The 17,849-nt window shown below is 73.8% G+C and carries 16 protein-coding genes; 7 read left to right on the forward strand and 9 right to left on the reverse strand.

Annotated features, from left to right (window positions below):
• Entirely contained in the window at nucleotides 1–405 is a 405-nt protein-coding gene (locus JWP64_RS02930; protein ID WP_297491933.1) for a molybdopterin-binding protein, read from the reverse strand.
• Nucleotides 406–508: 103 nt separating this feature from the next.
• Here JWP64_RS02930 and JWP64_RS02935 point away from each other — a divergent pair, with 103 nt between their 5' ends.
• From JWP64_RS02935 to JWP64_RS02950, 4 genes are all read left to right on the forward strand, one after another.
• Nucleotides 509–1,711 (forward strand): acyl-CoA dehydrogenase family protein, encoded by a 1,203-nt coding sequence (locus tag JWP64_RS02935; protein WP_297491935.1) that lies wholly within the window; start codon nucleotides 509–511, stop codon nucleotides 1,709–1,711.
• Nucleotides 1,712–1,849: 138 nt separating this feature from the next.
• Complete coding sequence (locus JWP64_RS02940; RefSeq protein WP_297491937.1) at nucleotides 1,850–2,839, forward strand: DUF418 domain-containing protein; 990 nt, start codon at nucleotides 1,850–1,852, stop codon at nucleotides 2,837–2,839.
• A 235-nt stretch (nucleotides 2,840–3,074) separates the two neighbouring features.
• Complete coding sequence (gene moaA / locus JWP64_RS02945; protein WP_297491939.1) at nucleotides 3,075–4,136, forward strand: GTP 3',8-cyclase MoaA; 1,062 nt, start codon at nucleotides 3,075–3,077, stop codon at nucleotides 4,134–4,136.
• Between the two features lie 14 nt (nucleotides 4,137–4,150).
• Nucleotides 4,151–4,447 carry a MoaD/ThiS family protein gene (locus tag JWP64_RS02950; RefSeq protein WP_297491942.1) on the forward strand — a complete coding sequence of 99 codons (297 nt, stop codon included), beginning with the start codon at nucleotides 4,151–4,153 and terminating at the stop codon, nucleotides 4,445–4,447.
• Here JWP64_RS02950 and JWP64_RS02955 read toward each other — a convergent pair.
• The 3 genes from JWP64_RS02955 to JWP64_RS02965 form a co-directional block, all read right to left on the reverse strand.
• Complete coding sequence (locus tag JWP64_RS02955; RefSeq protein WP_297491944.1) at nucleotides 4,354–6,969, reverse strand: FUSC family protein; 2,616 nt, start codon at nucleotides 6,967–6,969, stop codon at nucleotides 4,354–4,356. The two genes, JWP64_RS02950 and JWP64_RS02955, sit on opposite strands and share 94 nt — an antisense overlap.
• A gap of 95 nt (nucleotides 6,970–7,064) precedes the next feature.
• Nucleotides 7,065–8,078 (reverse strand): P1 family peptidase, encoded by a 1,014-nt coding sequence (locus JWP64_RS02960; RefSeq protein WP_297491946.1) that lies wholly within the window; start codon nucleotides 8,076–8,078, stop codon nucleotides 7,065–7,067.
• A 46-nt stretch (nucleotides 8,079–8,124) separates the two neighbouring features.
• Nucleotides 8,125–8,598: a hypothetical protein gene (locus JWP64_RS02965; RefSeq protein WP_297491948.1), complete on the reverse strand. Its 474-nt coding sequence runs from the start codon at nucleotides 8,596–8,598 to the stop codon at nucleotides 8,125–8,127.
• 104 nt (nucleotides 8,599–8,702) lie between these two features.
• Here JWP64_RS02965 and JWP64_RS02970 point away from each other — a divergent pair, with 104 nt between their 5' ends.
• The 3 genes from JWP64_RS02970 to JWP64_RS02980 all read left to right on the forward strand — a co-directional run bounded on the left by JWP64_RS02970 (nucleotide 8,703) and on the right by JWP64_RS02980 (nucleotide 11,327).
• On the forward strand, nucleotides 8,703–9,389 hold the full coding sequence (locus JWP64_RS02970) for a response regulator transcription factor (RefSeq protein ID WP_297491950.1): 687 nt from the start codon (nucleotides 8,703–8,705) through the stop codon (nucleotides 9,387–9,389).
• The gene (locus tag JWP64_RS02975; RefSeq protein WP_297491952.1) at nucleotides 9,386–10,672 is read left to right on the forward strand and encodes a HAMP domain-containing sensor histidine kinase; all 1,287 of its coding nucleotides are present in this window, start codon (nucleotides 9,386–9,388) and stop codon (nucleotides 10,670–10,672) included. The genes JWP64_RS02970 and JWP64_RS02975 overlap by 4 nt, the downstream gene beginning before the upstream one ends.
• Nucleotides 10,673–10,763: 91 nt before the next feature.
• On the forward strand, nucleotides 10,764–11,327 hold the full coding sequence (locus tag JWP64_RS02980; RefSeq protein WP_297491954.1) for a PepSY domain-containing protein: 564 nt from the start codon (nucleotides 10,764–10,766) through the stop codon (nucleotides 11,325–11,327).
• A 79-nt stretch (nucleotides 11,328–11,406) separates the two neighbouring features.
• Here the strand turns inward: JWP64_RS02980 and JWP64_RS02985 are convergent, their stop codons facing one another.
• The 5 genes from JWP64_RS02985 to mftF form a co-directional block, all read right to left on the reverse strand.
• Nucleotides 11,407–12,117 carry an SRPBCC family protein gene (locus JWP64_RS02985; RefSeq protein ID WP_297491955.1) on the reverse strand — a complete coding sequence of 237 codons (711 nt, stop codon included), beginning with the start codon at nucleotides 12,115–12,117 and terminating at the stop codon, nucleotides 11,407–11,409.
• A gap of 120 nt (nucleotides 12,118–12,237) precedes the next feature.
• Nucleotides 12,238–13,089 carry a xanthine dehydrogenase family protein subunit M gene (locus JWP64_RS02990; RefSeq protein ID WP_297491957.1) on the reverse strand — a complete coding sequence of 284 codons (852 nt, stop codon included), beginning with the start codon at nucleotides 13,087–13,089 and terminating at the stop codon, nucleotides 12,238–12,240.
• Nucleotides 13,086–15,566, reverse strand: a complete 2,481-nt coding sequence (locus JWP64_RS02995) for a xanthine dehydrogenase family protein molybdopterin-binding subunit (protein ID WP_297491959.1) — start codon at nucleotides 15,564–15,566, stop codon at nucleotides 13,086–13,088. Before JWP64_RS02995 ends, JWP64_RS02990 begins: the two co-directional genes overlap by 4 nt.
• 5 nt (nucleotides 15,567–15,571) lie before the next feature.
• Entirely contained in the window at nucleotides 15,572–16,087 is a 516-nt protein-coding gene (locus JWP64_RS03000) for a (2Fe-2S)-binding protein (protein ID WP_297491960.1), read from the reverse strand.
• 267 nt (nucleotides 16,088–16,354) lie between these two features.
• Nucleotides 16,355–17,849: mycofactocin biosynthesis glycosyltransferase MftF (mftF, locus tag JWP64_RS03005; protein ID WP_297491962.1), on the reverse strand; the 1,495-nt coding region annotated here is incomplete at its 5' end.

Consider the following 17,849-nt stretch of genomic DNA (forward strand, 5'->3'; position numbering starts at 1 on the left):
TCACGAACTTCCGCCGGGGACCTCGACGACGACGTTCGTCGACTTGATGACGGCGACGGCGAGCGAGCCCGGTTCGAGCCCCAGGTCCCGCACCGCCTCGCTGCTCATCAGGGAAACCACGCGGTGCGGCCCGCACTGCATCTCGACCTGCGCCATGACCTTGTCGGTGATCACCGACGTCACGAGGCCGACCAGCCGGTTGCGAGCCGAGCGCTGCACTCCGGAGGGGTCCGGCGCCGCGTGGGCGTTGTGCCGGGCGAACGCCGCGAGCGCGGCACCGTCGATGACCTTACGGTTCGACGCGTCGGGCTGGACGGGAAGCGTCCCGGCCTCGACCCAGCGGCGAACGGTGTCGTCGCTGACCCCGAGCAGCCGGGCTGCTTCTGCGATCCTGAACTGCGGCACGACGCGGATCCTATGTCCGCTAATGCGTGACAACCAGCCGTGGGACGACGACCGACGCGCATCACCTCCTCTAATGCAGCTGCCTTGTGGTCGAATGGTCCCCGTGGACTTCGAATCCAGCGCCGTCTCTGCCGACTACACCAAGCGCATGCGCGCGTTCCTCGACGAGGAGGTGCTGCCCGCCGAGGCCACGTACGACGCTTGGCGGGCCGAGCGCCGGGGGACGCCGCAGGAGTGGGACCTGCCCCCGGTCGTCGAGGAACTGAAGACCAAGGCCCGCGGCCTCGGGCTGTGGAACCTGTTCCTGCCGGCGATCTCCGGGCTGTCGAACCTCGAGTACGCCGCCGTCGCCGAGGTGTCCGGCTGGTCGCCGGTGATCGCGCCCGAGGCGATCAACTGCCAGGCCCCGGACACCGGGAACATGGAGACGCTGCACCTCTTCGGCACCCCCGAGCAGCAGGAGCAGTGGCTCAACCCGCTGCTCGAGGGCGAGATCCGCTCGGCCTTCGCGATGACGGAGCCCGGCGTGGCGTCCTCCGACGCCACCAACATCGAGACGCTCATCACCCGCGACGGGGACGACTACGTCATCAACGGCCGCAAGTGGTGGATCTCCGGTGCGGCGGACCAGCGCTGCAAGATCTTCATCGTCATGGGCAAGACCGACGTCGACGCGCCGCGGCACCGCCAGCAGTCGATGATCCTGGTCCCGCGGGACACCCCGGGCCTGGAGATCCTGCGCCACCTGCCGACCTTCGGCTACCAGGACCAGCACGGGCACTCCGAGCTGCAGCTGACCGACGTCCGGGTGCCGGCGACCAACCTGCTCGGCGAGGAGGGCGGCGGGTTCGCCATCGCGCAGGCCCGCCTCGGCCCCGGCCGCATCCACCACTGCATGCGACTGATCGGCATGGCCGAGCGCGCCGTCGAGCTGATGGTGAAGCGCGCCAAGGAACGCGTCGCGTTCGGCAAGCCGCTGGCCGAGCAGGGCGTGGTGCGGGAGCAGATCGCGCTGTCCCGGATGGAGATCGAGCAGGCCCGCCTGCTGGTGCTCAAGACCGCGTGGTTGATCGACAAGTTCGGCGCGAAGGGCGCGGCGTCCGAGATCGCCTCGATCAAGGTCGTGGTGCCGCGGATGGCGTGCACGGTGATCGACCGGGCGATGCAGATCCACGGCGGCGCCGCGATGAGCGACGACACCCCGCTCGCCTACTTCTACACGTGGGCCCGGGCGCTGCGCTTCGCCGACGGCCCGGACGAGGTGCACATCCGCAGCGTCGCCCGCCAGGAGCTCGGCCGGCACTGACGGGAGCCGCCGGGGCGACCGGCGGTACTCCATCGTTCGGCCGAGGGGACTCGTCCGACTGCCCGATACGCCGTCCCGGCCCGCGGGGCAGGGTGATCGTCGAATGATCATCCTGCCCGGCGACGAAGGACCGCACCGATGAGCACGACCTACCGACCCCCGCCGACCGCGACCCGGCTGCGCTTCCTCGACGCCCTGCGTGGCGTCGCGATCACCGGCATCGTCTTCGTCAACATCCCGGACATGACCGGGCTGGGCTCGGACCTGCCGGGCGCGGACCTCGGTGTGGCCCGGACCGTCCTGGACCTCACGGTGCAGACCCGGTTCGTGCCGATCTTCGAGTTCCTGTTCGGCGTCGGGATGTGGTTCATCGTGTCCGGCGCCCGGGAGCGCGGGGTGACCCCCTGGGTCCCGATGGTGCTGCGCCTGACCGCCCTGTTCGGCATCGGTTTCCTGCACTCGAAGGTGTACCCGGGGGAGGTGCTCACCCTCTACGCCACGGCCGGGCTGCTGGTGCTGCCGATCGTCGTGCTGGCGCCGCGATGGCTACAGCTCGGCCTGGGGTCCGTGGCCGCGGTGACGGTGTTCCTCCTGGCCGGGAGCTCGGCGGCGGAGGTCCCCGGCATCATGCTGCTCGGCGCGGCCGCGGCCGCCTACGGCGTGCCCGCCCTGCTCGACCGCGGTGCCCGGGCCGTCGGGTTCGTCTTCCTCGCCGCCGCGGCCCTCTCGGTCGCCGCGGTGTGGCTGCAGACCTCGGCCCCGGGCGATCCCCGGTTCGTCGCCGCCGGTGGCCGGGCGGGTCTCGTCATGGCGGTCGCGTACGTCACCGGGCTCTCCCTGCTCTGGACGACCCGAGCCCGGACCGCGATCGCGGCCGTCTTCGAGCCGATCGGCCGGATGGCCCTGACGAACTACGTGACCGCGTCCCTCGTCGTGGTCCCCACGGGCCTCCTGCTGGGCTTCGCCGGCTCCACGGACCTCGTCCCCGCACTCGTCCTCGGCGCCTGCGTGATCGCCGTGCAGAGCGTGGTGAGCCGGATCTGGCTGCACCACTTCCGCTACGGCCCGCTCGAGTGGGTCTGGCGGGCGATGACATGGCGGACGCTGCCCCGCTTCACGGCCGGGTGAGCACGCACGGGTGCGGCGCCGGCGATCCCGGCCCCGGGATCGATGGCCAGACCGGGCCCGTATGTCGCCCACGACCAGGTCCGACGCCGCGTCCTGTCCGGTCGGTCAGGACGACGGCGCGGTCCCAGGCCGCGTCTGCGGCGCCGCCTGCGCCGTCCCACCGCATCCGCGGAGCAGTCTGACCTGGCGTTTTCCGCCGTGGTCGAAGATCACCGCTGACGGTTACGCTCGTGGGGTGACGGCAACCGAACTCGGCCTCCCCGCGATCAAGGGAACCACTGTCCGGGACCCGGGCCGCCCGGACGACAAGCGGCTGATCGACACGTTCGGTCGGGTCGCGACCGACCTCCGCATCTCGTTGACGGACCGCTGCAACCTGCGCTGCACCTACTGCATGCCCGCCGAGGGCCTGGACTGGATGCCCAAGGACGAGCAGCTCAGCGACGCGGAGCTCATGCGGCTCGTCACGATCGCGGTGCGGGACCTGGGCGTGCACGAGCTGCGCTTCACCGGCGGTGAGCCGCTGCTGCGCAAGGGCCTCGAGGACGTCATCGCCGCGTCGGCCGCGCTCGAACCGCGGCCGGACATCTCGCTGACCACCAACGGCATCGGCCTGGCCCGTCGCGCGGAGGCACTCGCCGCCGCGGGCGTGAACCGGCTCAACGTGTCCATGGACACGCTGCGCCAGGACCGGTTCGCCACGATCACCCGCCGGGACCGCCTGTCCGACGTGCTGGACGGGCTCGCCGCGGCCCGCGCCGCCGGCCTCGCCCCGGTGAAGATCAACACCGTGCTGCTGCGCGGGATGAACGACGACGAGGCCTGCGACCTGCTCGGCTTCGCCGTCGAGCACGGCTACGAGCTGCGCTTCATCGAGCAGATGCCGCTCGACGCCCAGCACGGCTGGGAACGCACCGAGATGATCACCGCCGGCGAGATCATGGAGCGGCTGTCCGAGCGCTTCACCCTCACCCCGGACGGCGAGGAGCGCGGCGGCGCCCCGGCCGAGCGCTACCTCGTCGACGGCGGCCCGGCCCGGGTCGGCGTCATCGCGTCGGTGACCCGGCCGTTCTGCGGCGCCTGCGACCGCACCCGGCTCACCGCGGACGGCCAGGTCCGCTCCTGCCTGTTCGCCCGCACCGAGACGGACCTGCGGGCCCTGCTCCGCGGCGGCGCGGACGACCGCGAGATCGCCGAGACCTGGCGGCACGCCATGTGGGGCAAGCTCGCCGGCCACGGGATCGACGACCCCGGCTTCCTGCAGCCGGACCGCCCGATGAGCGCGATCGGCGGCTGAGGACGATGGCTCCCGTGAACTCCGACACGACGACGGCCGCGGCCGCGGCGACCGCGGTGGCGACGTTGACGGTCCGCTACTTCGCGGCGGCTCGGGCCGCCGCGGGCACCACGAGCGAGACCGTCGAGATACCCGCGGGCACGAGCGTCGAGGAGCTGGCGGAGATCCTCGCGGCCCGGCACGGCGCCGAGCTGGCGAAGGTCCTGCCGCGCTGCTCCTACCTGGTCGACGAGGTCGCCGTGCGGGACCGGGCACTCGAGCTGACGCACGGCGCCACCGTGGACGTCCTGCCACCCTTCGCTGGCGGCTGAGCGACCGTCCGCACCGCCCGGGCGGGAGGGCCCGGCAGCGCGATGTCGTGCGTGACCGGCCGGTCCGGCACCAGGACCCAGTCCGCGAACGGCTCCCCCGCCGCGTCCCCGGCCGGCGTGCAGATCAGCAGATGGATGCCGGGCTCGGGCGGGGTCAGCCGGTAACCGCCGTCGCCGGACGTGGTGGCCCGGTCCCGCTGGCGCCCGTGCACGTCGACGAGCGTGACGGTGGCCGGCACCGGCACGCCGCCGGACAGCACGCGTCCGGCCAGGACGTGGACCGGCTCGGCCGGCACGGGGCTCGTCCGGGGCACCGATCCCACTGCCGGGGCGATCCCGGGGCAACCGGCCAGCGAGAGCAACGCGTCGAGCAGGTACCCCAGCTCGTGCACCAGCGACCGGACCTGCTGGTCCGCGACGTCGATCCCCGACAGCAGGTCCGCGGTCGCGGTGGACGACACGGCGTCCGGCCTCGGGTCCTCGGCCCGCAGCGCGTCCACGAGCACGGCGATGCCGTCGACCGCCGAGCCCAGCGCCGCGCGTCGCCCCGGGTCCAGGTTCCGGTTCTGCTCGGCGAGCCCGGCCAGCCTGCGGGCGTGGTGGGCGAGCGCGGTGTAGATCCGCAGCCTCCGCTGCCGGTCGCTGTCCGCGGCCATGAGCGCGGGCCGGACCAACGGGGTGCACAGCAGCAGGAGCTGGTGCAGGTGGGCGTCGAGGGTACGGGCGTCCGCGGGCAGATCGACGGCCACCGCCGGGTCCTTCAGCTGGGCGGCGAGTCCGTCGAGCAGGGTGTGGAGCTGGTCGAGCACGAGCCGGCGGGCGACGGTGACGGCCGCCCGGGCGCGCGTCGGCAGCACGACCAGGGCGACCGCGCAGCCGATCGCGCCGCCGACCGCGGTCTCCTCCAGCCGCAGCACCATCAGCGCCGGGGTGAAGGTCCCGAGCAGCGCGTAGAGCTCGCCGACCAGCAGCGTGAAGAAGAAGGTCATCAGCGCATAGGACACCCGGAACAGGTAGAACGCCCCGAAGATGCTCAGCAGCGCCAGCGGGAGCGCGACCGCGATCGAATGCCCGGTCAGCGCGACGAGCGGGATCGCGAGGCCGATCCCGACCACGGTGCCGAGCACGCGGTTGACGGCCTTCGCGACGGTCTCCGCGGACGTCGCGGTGCCGGTGAAGGCCAGGAACGCGGCCAGCACGGCCCAGTAGTAGCGCTGCCCGGAGACCGCGTCCCCGACCGCGATGGCCAGCCCGGTCGCGACCGCGACCTGCACGGCCTGCCGGGTGGTCAGCGAGATCCGGGTCCACCAGCCGCCCTCGCGGCCGTCGAGCATGGCCTGGATGGTCTTGACGGAGCCGGGCATGTTGCCGCCGAACAGCTGAACGGCGGGGACGAACCCGGCGTCGTCGGCGACGGCGGCTCCGGTCGCCGGTGCGGACGCGGCGGCCGGCGCGGCCGTCCACTCCCGCCGGGCCTGGACCAGGACCTGCGCGGACGCCGCCATCCGCCGCACGACGTGCGCGGTCTCGACGCCGGGGACCGGGAGCGGGCCGCCGAGCCGGCCGGACAGGTCGTCGAGCAGGTCGGCCTGCGCCGCGACGACGTCCCAGCGCCCGGTGCGGACCGCGGCCAGCAGCGCGTTCGCGGGGCCCCCGACGGGCTCGGGCAGCCGGGGGCCGCAGGCGGCGAGGAGCCGGGCGCCCTCCGCGAGGCCGGCGGCGGCGAGCTCACCGTCGAAGAGGGCGCGGCGGACCGCCTCGGCCGCGGCGTCGTCGACGATGGCCCCCGGGGTGCCGAGCTGCCCGTCGATGATCAGGGCGGCCTCGTTGACCCGGATCAGCCGCCCGCTGAGCGTGCCGAGCAGCCGCTCCGTCCGGGTTGCGGAGCCGCGCTCACCCGGCCCGGGCCGGGCCGCGGTCAGCAGGTCCGACGCCGCCGCGCCGACCGCCTGCACCCGGGCCTCGAAGCCGTGCACGAGGCGCCGCAGCACACGGTCGTTGCGCACCGGCAGCAGGACCAGGTCCAGCAGCATCGTCCAGGCCGCCGCGACGCCGATCGCCATCAGCACCACCGGCACCTGCGCGATCCTCAGCTGCAGGAACAGCGCGAAGAAGTAGCCGATGAACGCGATCATGCCGGAGACGAAGTAGCGCGGCCCGAAACGGCGCAGGAGCACGGCCACGAACATGACCAGGACGAACACCACCAGCGACGCGAGCCGGTACCGGTCGACCGACAGCGCGACGAGCATGCCGGCGACCATGAAGACCGGGAGGTGGAGGAGGGTCACGGCCCGGCCGCCAGGGGTGGTGTCCGCGATTCCGAACGACACCATCATCGCGAGGATCGCGCCGAGCATCATCGGGATCATCGCCGGCTGCCCGACGAGCTGCGCGACCACGAACTCGACCAGCAGGGTGGAGCCGACCCCGAGCGTCGCCCGTCCGGCCGAGGTGAGGCGGTTGAGCCCCGGGTCCGAGGCCGCCAGTCGATCGCGCCAGTCCGTCCGTCGCCCCGTCACCTCGTCCGCTCCTCCCGATCACCCATTAGTTGCTTTTGCTAACTGTATCGGGTGATCCGGCCACGCACCGGCTCGTCGGCGCCACGAACGGGTGATCAGGCCTCGGCGAGCGAGCGGTAGGACGGCCAGTGACCTGCGGTGGTCGTGATCGTCGTGGCGGCGAGCATGGCGTGCACCACCGCCCGCGCGACGACGTCCGCCGCGGCTGCGTGCACCGCGAACAGCGCCGTGGCGTCCGGCGCGGGCCGGACGCCCGTGGCCAGGGCGAAGGCGGCGTCGCCGTCCATGATCGTGTGGACCGGTGAGAGGGCGCGGGCGAGTCCGTCGTGCCCCATCGTCGCGAGCCGGCCGCAGCCCGCCTTGTCCAGCGTCAAGTCCGTCGCCAGGACGATCAGCGACGTCGCCGTGCCCGGCCGGGGCACGGCGCGTCGCTCGGCGGCCTCGCGGAGCGCGTCGACGGCGCCCGAGGCGGTGGGCAGGTCCGGGAACTCGCCCGGCAGGCCGAGCCGGGCACCCAGCAGCACGCCGGTGGCGACGTCCACGGCGGAGCCGACCGCGTTCACCGCGACCAGCGCCGCGACGGTCGTCCCGTCCTCGAGCACGGCGCTCGCGGTCCCCGTACCGCCCTTGAGGCCGCCCGCGGCGGCGCCCGTGCCCGCACCGACGACGCCCTGGGTGATCGTGCCCCCGGAGGCGACGTCCACGGCGTGCGCCCCCAGCGCGGCCCCCGGACGGGCGCGGACGTCCCCGCCGCGGCCGAGGTCGAACAGCACGGCCGCCGGCACGATCGGCACGACGGCGCCGGGCACCGCGAAGCCCTCACCCGCGGCCTCGAGCCGGGCCATCACCCCGCCCGCGGTGTCGAGCCCGTAGGCGCTGCCGCCGCTCAGGACGATCGCGTGCACCCGGTCCACCGTGGTGCCGGGGACCAGCAGGTCCGTTTCCCGGGTGCCCGGGGCCGCGCCGCGGACGTCCGCCCCGGCGGCCGCGCCCCCGGGAGGCGCCAGGACGACGGTGACGCCGCTGAGCGCCCCGTCCCCGGTCAGCGACGCCTGCCCCACCCGCAGGCCGGTCACGTCGGTCAGGCCGTTGCGGGGTCCGGGGCGCACAAGGTCATCCAACACCAGCGGCGCCCGGCACCCCTGCCCGCGCCGCTCAGCCGTGCCGGTCGACGGCTCCGGTCGGGCGGCCGTCGACGCAGCTCAGCTGCACGCGCACCCGGGTCTCCGCCGACTCGAACTCCACCCGCGGACCGCCGTCGTGCTGCTCGTTCCGCATCGCGAAGCCCTGCGCCGGGCTGACCGAGACGACGACCGGTACGCCCGCCTCGCAGCGCGCGACCAGGGTGCCGCCCTCCTGCGCCGAGACGACCACGGCCTGCCCGGAGGCCGGCGGCGCGGCGGGAGTCGGGTTCGCCGTGGGAGTGGGGGGTGCCGGTGCGGCCACGGAAGGGGCCGTGGCGGAGAGCCGGGCGTCGACCTCCGCCGCGCTGAGCGGCCGGCCCTGTCCGGCGCCGGTGAGCCCGCTGCCGATCGACCCGACGGCCGTCAGCCCGACGAGCAGCGCGCCGACCGCGGCCGCCACCCAGAGGGTGAGCAGGGTCGCGGATCGGGCACCTCGGGAGGTCACCCGCCCAGCATGCCGTCGATCAGGGTTAAGGCGGGGATAAGACCGCGCTAGCGTCACCCCACAGAGGACCCGGGATGCCCTCGCCGTGTCCTACGGTTCTCCGCGTGGCCCAGGTGCTCCTCGTCGAGGACGACCCCGCGATCCGCGGCGCGCTCATCCGCGGGCTGACCGAGCGCGGGCACGCCGTCGACTCCGCGCCCACCGCCATGGCCGGTTTGGAGAGCGCCGTCGGCCGCCGGCCGGACCTGGTCGTGCTGGACCTGGGCCTGCCCGATCTCGACGGCGTCACCATGCTGCGGATGCTGCGCGGCGCGAGCCGGGTCCCGGTGATCGTCGCGACGGCCCGGGACGACGAGGCGGAGATCGTCTCGGTCCTCGACGCCGGCGCGGACGACTACCTCGTCAAACCGTTCAGCGCGGCCCAGCTCGACGCCCGCATCCGGGCCGTGCTGCGCCGCACCGGGGACGCGGCGCCGGACCCGACGGTCGTCGTCGGCGGGTTGCGGGTGGACCCGCGGGGCCGCCGGGCGAGCCTCGACGGCGCCGAGCTGGAGCTGACGCCGCGGGAGTTCGAGCTGCTGCACTACCTCGCGGCCCGGGAGGGCGAGGTCGTCAGCAAGCGGGAGCTGCTCACGCAGGTCTGGCAACAGCCCTACGGCGGCGCGGACAAGACCGTCGACGTGCACCTGTCCTGGTTGCGCCGCAAGCTCGGCGAGACCGCGTCGACCGCCCGCTACCTGCACTCCGTCCGCGGGGTCGGGGTGCGGATCAGCGCACCCGAGACCCCGTGAGGCGCCGCGTCCTGGTCCTCGTCGGGGCCATCACGACCCTGGTGCTCGTCGCGTTCCTCGTGCCGCTGGCGCTGCTCGTGCGGACGGTGGCCACGGACCGGGCCGTCGCGGCAGCGACCGCGGAGGCCCAGTCGCTCACCCCGCTGGTCGCCACGGCGGATGCGGCCTCGCTCCGGCTGAGCATCGAGCAGGTCGACGCGACGTCCCGGGCGGACATCGCCCTCTACCTGCCGGGCGGGACGACGATCGGCGGCGCGGGCGTCACGCCGCCGCCCCGGACACCGCTGGTCGAGCTCGGCACCCGCGGGCAGAGCGCGTCGACCGTCGTGCCCGGGGGCCGGGAGATCGTGTTCGCCGTCCGGGACGCGACCGGGGCCGGCGGCGCCGTCCGCGCCTTCGTGCCGGACGCCGAGCTCACCCGCGGGGTCGACCGTTCCTGGTTGCTGCTGGCCGGGCTGGGGCTGCTCCTGCTCCTCGTCGGGCTGCTGCTGGGCGACCGGCTCGCCCGCACCCTCGTCCGGGCGACGACCGATCTGGCGCACGTCTCGGACCGGCTGGCCCGCGGGGAGCTCGACGCCCGCGCGGACCCGGGCGCCCCGGGCGAGCTGGGCGTCGTCGCGGGCGCACTCAACGGGCTGGCCTCGCGGATCGACGGGCTGCTGCGGGAGGAGCGGGAGAACGTCGCCGACCTCGCACACCGCGTCCGGACCCCGCTCACGGCGCTGCGGCTGGAGGCGGAGTCGCTGCCGGACCCGGACGACGCCGCGCGGATCGGCGCCGGCGTCGACGACGTGCAGCGGGCGGTCACCGGCGCCATCGACCAGGCCCGCCGCCGCGGCACGGAAGCCCGCGTCACCGACGCGGCCGCCGCGGTCCGGGACCGGGTCGCGTTCTGGGCGGTGCTGGCCGAGGACACGGACCGGGCCGTGACGGTGGACGTCCCCGACGAGCCGGTCCCCGTCGCCCTGGGCCGCGGGGACCTCGAGGCCTGCGTCGACGCCCTGCTGGGCAACGTCTTCGCCCACACCCCGGACGGCACCGCGTTCGCGGTCCGGCTGACGCCCCGACCCGGAGGCGGTGCTGAGCTGGTCGTGTCCGACGCCGGCCCGGGCATCGCCGCGGGGGCGCCCGCGACGGCACGCGGGGTGAGCGGGGCCGGCTCGACGGGCCTGGGGCTGGACATCGTGCGCCGCGGCGCGGAGCAGGCGGGCGGTGCGCTGCGGCTGGAGAGCTCCCCGGCGGGTGGGCTGCGCGTGGTCGTCGAGCTGGGTGCGCCGGGTTAACGCCTCCTTAGGCGCGACGCAGCGCGCCGTTGGGGCGCGGCCCGGCATCGTCCTCGGTGTCCGGTCCACGACCAGTGAAGAGGAAACCACGATGACCACCCGCCGCCTGCTCACCCTCGGTGCCGCCGTCACCGCCGCGCTCGTCGCCCTGGGCGGCACCGCCCTCGCCTTCTCCGGCGACGACGCGACCCGGACGGGGACCGACGACACCGTCAGGACGTCGGCCGCCACGACGATGCCGACCACGACCTTCCCGCTGCCGAGTCCGGCGGCGACGATCGACCGCTCCGCCGCGGAGCAGGCCGCCCTGGCCCACGTCGGCGGCGGCACGATCACCCACCACACCGAGAGCGAGACCGAGCACGGCCGCGGGTTCTGGGAGGTCGAGGTCACGGACGCGCGGGGCGCACACACCCTCTACGTCGACACCACGACCGGCGCGGTCGCCGAGCGGGGCACGGCCAGGACCGGGAGCGCCGCCCCGACCGGGGGCAGCGCGGTGCGGGTGGACGACAGGGGCGGCCGGAGCGGCGTCGACGACTCCGGCCTGCGCGTCGACGACTCCGGCCGCGGTGTCGACGGCTCCGGCCGGCACGGCGGGGACGACCGGAGCGGTCGCCACGGCGGAGATGACGACGGCCCGAACCACGACTGAGCTCCCCACCCGGGAACGGGACAGGGCCGGTGACCCCGAGCGGGGTCACCGGCCCTGTGCCGTGGGTGGAGCGCCGGGATCAGCTGGAGCGGACCCGCCGAATGATCATGAAGATCACCAGCAGGGCGGCCAGCGCACCGGCGACCGGGGCGAGCCGCTTGAGCACCGGGGCGCCCGCGGAGTCCAGCAGGTCGATCGCGTCGACGGAGCTGCGGGTCGGGCTCGACGCCGGCTTCGGCGTCGTGACCGCCGCGGGGGCGCCCGGGGCCGTGGACGACGCACCGGCGGCCGGGGCGGCCGAGCCGTTCGCCGACGGCGTCGCGGCGGGGGCCGGGGCCTCCTGCTTGTCCCCGAGCTTGTCCGCCAGGCAGGACGAGAACTGGCCGATGATCTTGTCCGCCACGTCCGAGATCACGCCGCGGCCGAACTGCGCCGGACGCCCGGTGATGGACATGTCGGTCACCATCGTGACCTCGGTCTTGTCCGGCCCGTCCGCCTTCATCGAGCCTGTGACCTTCGCGGCGGCGGTGCCGTTGCCGCGCGAGTCACGGCCCGTCGCGTCGATGACGACCTTGTGGTTTGCGTCGTCCCGGTCGATGTAGGTGCCCTTGCCCTTGTACGTCAGGGAGATCGGGCCCAGCTTCACCTTCACCGTGCCGGTGAAGGAGTCGTTCTCGTACTCGGTGAGCGTGGCGCCCGGGAAGCACGGCGCGACGGTCTCGGGGTTGTTCAGAGCCGCCCACGCCTCCTCGATGGGCGCCGCGATGGTGAACTTGTTCTCCAGCTGCATTGCTACTGCCTCCTCGTCGCAGGCCGCACTTCCACACCCCGTCGGATGCGGTGACGGCGGAAACGGCGGAACGCCCGCCCGGAAAGACCAGGCGAGCGTCCCACCGAAATAGGGTCTCCGTCAGCCGGCGGCCGCGAGCACCGCCCGGCCGGTGAGGACCCTGGCCAGGTGCTCACGGTAGTCGGCGGCGGCGTCCGCGTCACTGGGTGCCGCAGTGCCCTCGGTCGCGTGTTCGGCCGCGGCCCGAACCGCATCCGCGGTGGCGGACTGCCCGACGAGCGCCTGCTCGACCCCGGTGGCCCGGATCGGCGTGGTGCCCATGTTGGTCAGACCGATGCGGGCCTCGGCGATGGTGCCGCCGTCGATCCTCAGCGCGGCGGCGACCGCGCACATCGACCAGGCCTGCGCGGTGCGGTTGAACTTCTCGTAGTGGCTGGTCCAACCGGTGTACTTCGGGAACCGGACCTGGGTGAGGATCTCGCCCTCGCCGATCGCGGTGGTGAAGTAGTCCACGAAGAAGTCCGCCGCGGTCACCGTGCGGGTGCCGGAGGTCCCGGCGATGACGAACTCGGCCTCCAGCGCCAGCGCGACGGCGCCGAGGTCGCCGGCCGGGTCCGCGTGGGCGAGCGCGCCGCCCAGCGTGCCGCGGTGGCGCACCTGCGGGTCCGCGACCGTCGACGTGGCCTGGGCGAGCAGCGCGACGTGCTGCTTCACCAGGTCGTCCCGCAGGACGTCGTGGTGCGGTGCCATCGCGCCGATCGCGATCCGGTCGCCGTCGTCGGAGATCGTCCGGAGCTCGGGGATACCCCCGAGGTCGATGACCACCGACGGCGCGGCGAGCCGGAGCCGGAGCACCGGGAGCAGGCTCTGCCCGCCGGCGAGGATCTTGGCGTCCTCACCGGCCTGGACCAGCGCCTGCACTGCCTCGTCGACCGACGCCGGCTTGACGTAGTCGAACTGGGACGGGATCACTGGACCTCTCCCTGCGGGTTGTTCGGGTCGATCGAGCCGAGACCGGCACCCGGTGAGTGGGTGTCGATCGGGGTCTCCCGGGTGGCCTTGCCCTGGGCGTCCTGGATCGCCCGCCAGACCCGCTGCGAGGTGCAGGGCATCTCGACCTCGCGGACACCGAGGTGGCGGATCGCGTCGATCACGCCGTTGACGATGGCCGGCGTCGAGGCGATGGTGCCCGCCTCGCCGACGCCCTTGACGCCCAGCGGGTTGGACGTGGCCGGGGTCTCCACCGTCGCCGTGGTGAAGCTCGGCAGGTCCGCGGCCGACGGCAGGGTGTAGTCCACGAACGTGCCGTTGACCAGCGTGCCCTGCTCGTCGTAGTTGGCCTCCTCGAAGAGGGCCTGCGCGATGCCCTGGGCCAGACCGCCGTGCACCTGGCCCTCCGCGATCAGTGGGTTGACGACGGTGCCGATGTCGTCGACGCAGACGTAGTGCCGCAGGTCGACGTGCCCGGTCTCGGTGTCGACCTCGATCGCGGCGAGGTGGGTGCCGTGCGGGTAGGAGAAGTTCTCCGGGTCGTAGACGGCGTCGGAGTCAAGAGAGGGCTCCATGTCCGCCGGGTAGTCGTGCCCGGTGAACGCGGCCCAGGCGATCTCCTGGATGGCCTTGCCCTGGCCGGTGCCCCTGACGGTGAACTGGCCCGCGTTGAACTCGATGTCCTCCTCGGACGCCTCGAGCATGTGCGCGGCGATCTTCTTCGCCTTCGCGACGACCTTCTCCGTCGCCTTGACGATGGCGATGCCGCCGACGACGAGCGAGCGCGACCCGTAGGTGTCCAGGCCCTTCGGGGAGATCTGCGTGTCCCCGTGCAGGATCTCGACGTCCTCGAAGGGCACCCCGAGCTGGTCCGCGACGATCTGGCTGAACGCCGTCTCGTGGCCCTGCCCGTGCCCGGAGGCGCCGGTGACGACCTCGACCTTCCCGGTGGCAAGCATCCGGACGCTGGCGGCCTCCCAGCCACCCGCCCCGTAGCCCAGCGAGCCCAGCACGCGCGACGGCGCGAGGCCGCACATCTCGGTGAAGGTGGAGATGCCGATGCCGAGCTGGACCTTGTCGCCGTTGCGGCGGCGCTCCTCCTGCTCACGGCGCAGGCCGGCGTAGTCGAAGAGCTCGACGGCCTTGTCCGTGGCTTGCTCGTAGTTGCCCGAGTCGTAGGTGAGCCCGACGACGGTGGTGAACGGGAACTCCTCGTGCGTGATCCAGTTCTGCTTCCGCAGCTCGAGCGGGTCCCGGCCGAGCTCGACGGCCAGCTCGTCCATGATCCGCTCGATGGCGAACGTGGCCTCGGGACGCCCGGCACCGCGGTAGGCGCCGGTCGGCGTCTTGGTGGTCAGCACCGTCGTGCAGGTGAACTTGTAGGCCGGGATCTTGTAGATCGCGTTGAACATGAAGGCACCGAGCACCGGGACGCCGGGGCCGACGAGCTCCAGGTAGGCGCCCATGTCCGCGAGCAGCCTCACGTCCAGGCCGGTGACCGTGCCGTCCTTCTTGGCCGTGATCGTGATGTCCTGGATCTGGTCCCGGCCGTGGTGCGCCGCGAGCAGGGACTCCGAGCGGGTCTCGGTCCACTTGACCGGCTTGCCGAGCTTCTGCGCCACGACCACGCACAGGAGCTCCTCGGGGGTGACGGACAGCTTGCCGCCGAACCCACCGCCCACGTCGGGGGCGATGACCCGGAGCTTGCTCTCCGGGATGCCCAGCGTCGCCGTGGTCATCGTGCGCAGCACGTGCGGCACCTGGGTGGCCGAGTACATGACGATCTGCTCGCCGGTCGGGTCCACCACCGCGGAGCGCGGCTCCATGAACGCCGGGATGAGCCGCTGCTGGCGGAAGCGGCGGCGGACGACGACGGAGTCCGGGTCCGCCTCGGCGGCGGTGATCGCCTCGTCCACGTCGCCACCGGTGCCGGCGGCGCCCGCGTCGAAGACCCACACGTCGCTGACGTTGGTCTCCAGCGACGGGTGGACGAGGTCCGCGCCGTCGGCGACGGCGGCCTCCATGTCGAGCACGGGCGCGAGCGGCTCGTAGTCGGCCTCGACGAGGTCCGCGGCATCCCGCGCCTCGGCGGCCGAGCGGGCGAGCACCACCGCGATGCCCTCGCCGGCGAAGTGCACGGTGTCGATGGCGAGCAGCGGGCGCTGGGGCGCCTTCTCGTTCGGGGTGAGCGGCCAGACGTGCGGCAGACCGATGCCCTCCGCGCCGAGGTCGGCGGCGGTGTAGACGCCGAAGACACCCGGGGAGGCCTCGGCGGCGGACTTGTCGATCCCGGTGATCGTCGCGTGGGCGATCGGTGACCGGACGACGTGCAGGAACACTGTGCCGGTCGGGGTGATGGAGTCGGTGAAACGGGTTCGGCCGGTGATCAGACGCGCGTCTTCCTTGCGGGTCCGGGCCTTACCGAATTCGAGCGCGGTGGGTTCGGCGGTCGTCGTCATGGTGTTCAGTTGCCTCCCGCGACGGGGGCCGGCGTCTCGGTCGGGACGGAGGCGCCCGGCTTCATGAGCTGCGCGGCGCGCTGCACCGAGCGGACGATGTTCTGGTAGCCGGTGCAGCGGCAGAGGTTGCCCTCGATGCCCTCGCGCACCTCGTGCTCGTCGGGGTCGGGGTTGTCGCCGAGCAGGTCGACGGCGGCCATGATCATGCCGGGCGTGCAGTAGCCGCACTGCAGGCCGTGGCACTCGTTGAAGGCGCTCTGCACGGGGTGCAGCTGGCCGTCGCGCGCGAGCCCCTCGATGGTGGTGACCTCGGTGCCGTCGGCCTGGACGGCCAGGACGGAGCAGGACTTCACGCTCTGCCCGTTCAGACTGACGGTGCAGGCACCGCAGTTGCTCGTGTCACAGCCGATGAGGGTGCCGGTCTTGCCCAGCCGCTCCCTCAGGTACTGCACCAGCAGCATGCGGGGCTCGACGTCGTCGGCGTAGTTCACGCCGTCGACGGTGACCCGGACCTGTGCCATGGAATCCACTCCTCGTCCGCGACCGGCATCCCTGCCGGACCGCGCAGGACTTCCCGCGGGAACCGCGCACGCGTTGTGGCGGCGACCACATCTCACCGCCGATGATCGCCTCGTGCAACATGCCTGCGGCCGTGTTCGGGCCGGTCGGCCGGGTGAGGAACGGGGATCGGCAGAAGCGTGCACAGAACGAATCCGCAGGCGCGGTTGAATGCGGGCTAGAACCCCGTAGCAGCGACAAGCCCGTCCACGATTTATCACCCGAGTGGATTAAGCCTGTCGGACGGCACCGCCCCCCACCAGAGGTGTCGTGACACCCGCCGGCGGGCTTGCGCGGCGCGTGGTGGGCCCCGTCGGCAGCAGCGGGGCGGCCGTCCGCGCGCGCAGGGCCCCCCACCAGAGCCCGCTTCCGTACGCAAGATCGTCCAACCGGTGGGCCACCACGTGCCCGAGCAGGCCGGGACGGACGGCGGGATCCCGGTCCCGATGGGTCCACCAGTCCCCGACGCCCTCGGCGAGCGCCGCGACGAGCACCGCCCGCCGGGCACGCGTCGAGAACGGGACCGCGAGCGCCGCGACGGGCCAGAAGTGCCGGGTGAGCCCGGAGGCGAGCTGCAGGACCGCGCCGGCGAGCCCGAGGCCCGTCAGCCTCGCCGCGGACATCCGGGGATCCCGCAGCCGGCTCAGCTTGCGGGACAGCCGTTCCGTCGCGACGGCGGTGACGGCGGCAGCGCCCGCGTACGCCCATCGGCGCTGCAGCAGGAGCAGCGCGCACACCACCGCGGACCAGGGCGAGAGCACCATCGGCGGCACCGACCCGGGATGGCGTAGCGCGAGCGGCGCCGCGCCGGTGCCGTAGTAGGCCTTGCGCAGCCACCACGCACGCGGATCGCTGCGGTGCTCGTGCGCCACCTCCGACGACGGCTCGTACCGCAGCCGCCAGCCCGCGGCGTGCAGGCGCAGGACCAGGTCGACGTCCTCGGCGACGTGCATCCGCTCGTCGAAGCCGGCCCCCAGCGCCGCCTTGCGCACGAGCAGTGCGGCGCTCGGGACGTACGCGACCCGGGAGCGCGGGACGACGAGCGCGGGGTCGGGGCCGAGGTCCAACGACGAGCGGACGGCCTCGTAGCGGCCGAGGAGGCCCCGGTGCGGCGGGAGGGCGACGATCCGCGGCGCGACGAGCGCGACCGCCGGGTCCGCGAGGTGCGCGAGCAGCGGCGCGAGCCAGCCGTCGAGCGGGACGACGTCCGAGTCCAGGAACGCGACCAGCGGGGTCGCTGCCGCGGCGAGCCCGGCGTTGCGGGCGGCGGCGGGACCCTTCGAGCGCTCGTGCCGGACGACCTCGCCACCGGCGGCGTGCACCTCGTGCGCGAGGAACACGGGGTCCGCGCTGCCGTCGTCGACCACGATCAGACCACCGAGGCCCGCGGGCAACGCGGCGAGGAGGCGACCGAGCGGCCGGTCCTTGACCGGGACGACGACCGTCACGTCCCCGGCGTCAGGGGCACCGGGCTGCGGAAGGGTCGGGTGGGCGAGCCCGGCGTCGAGCAGGGTTCGGGCCAGGGCCGTGGAGACGGGGTTCCGCGCGGTGAGGGTCTGCGCGGAACCGAGGGCCTCGCGGGCCGCGGGGCGCAGGTGCACCAGGCGCGGCGGGGCGCCGCCGAGGAGCGCCGCGCCGCCGTCCGCGCCGGGGAGCCGGCGGACACGACGGTCCAGCGCGACCCGGAAGCCGTCGGGGAGCCGCGTCGCCGCGGGACCGGTACTC

It is taken from the genome of Pseudonocardia sp., from assembly GCF_025465255.1.
Lineage (GTDB): Bacteria > Actinomycetota > Actinomycetes > Mycobacteriales > Pseudonocardiaceae > Pseudonocardia.